The 959-nt window shown below is 66.0% G+C and carries 1 protein-coding gene; it reads left to right on the top strand.

Going from position 1 to position 959, the window contains the following annotated elements:
- Positions 1–43 precede the first annotated feature (43 nt).
- Positions 44–925 (top strand): MoxR family ATPase, encoded by an 882-nt coding sequence (locus tag EN984_RS35965; RefSeq protein WP_127266796.1) that lies wholly within the window; start codon positions 44–46, stop codon positions 923–925.
- Positions 926–959 lie beyond the last annotated feature (34 nt).

Genomic DNA, 959 nt, shown 5'->3' with positions numbered 1-959 from the left:
TCCTGCGCGCGCTGAAGGCGCAAGCGGCGAACTGAGGGCCGAAATGACCGGGACAAGCGCCGAGACATCAGCGACCTCGCCGGAGGCGGTGGCGCAGCATCTGGCCGCCTCGCGCTATCTGGCCGATGAAAGCCTTTCGACCGCCATCTTCCTGGCAATCCGGCTGGGCAAGCCGCTGCTGCTCGAAGGCGCGCCGGGCGTCGGCAAGACGGAAGCGGCCAAAGCGATCGCCGAGCTGCTCGGCCGCGATCTGGTGCGGCTGCAATGTTATGAAGGCATCGACGCCGCGCACGCGCTCTACGAATGGAACTACCAGCGCCAATTGCTTGCCATCCGCCATGCCGGCGAGCATGAGATCGACATCTATGAAGACCGTTTCCTGATCGCCCGGCCGCTGCTGCAGGTGCTGAAGGCGCCGGAACAACGCGTGCTGCTGGTCGACGAGATCGATCGTTCCGACCACGAATTTGAAGCGCTGCTTTTGGAATTCCTGTCCGATTTCCAGATCAGCATTCCCGAGCGCGGCACCATCCGCGCCACGGCGCAGCCGATCGTCATCCTGACCTCGAACCGCACCCGCGAGCTCGCCGAAGCGCTGCGCCGCCGATGCGTCTATCATTGGATTGGCTATCCCGACGCCGAGCGCGAGGCCGCCATCATCATGCTGCGCGCCGGCAATGTGGCTGAAGCAACGGCGCGCGCCGTGGCGACAGCCGTGCAGACCATTCGCGCTCGGCCGCTGGCCAAGCCGCCCGGCATCGCCGAGGCCGTCGAATGGGCCAACGCGGCGACCATCCTGGAGAGAGGCGGCAGCCCGTGGCCGGAAGCCTTCCGCCGCGCCATCGGCGTGCTGATCAAGGACGAGGAAGACCTTTCCTACATCGCACCGGAGCTTGGCCGGATCGTCGAGGAGGCGCTGGCGTGACGCGGGAGGTCATTTTGCAATGCTGGCGGGAGAG

The organism is Mesorhizobium sp. M7A.F.Ca.CA.004.12.1.1 (assembly GCF_003997835.1).
Taxonomy (GTDB): Bacteria; Pseudomonadota; Alphaproteobacteria; order Rhizobiales; family Rhizobiaceae; genus Mesorhizobium.
This window is presented reverse-complemented; position numbering and strand designations above follow the sequence as displayed.

Bases quoted from the DNA above. Each gene is read 5' to 3' on its own strand.
- EN984_RS35965 (WP_127266796.1), top strand. From the start codon at position 44: ATGACCGGGACAAGCGCCGAGACATCAGCGACCTCGCCGGAGGCGGTG.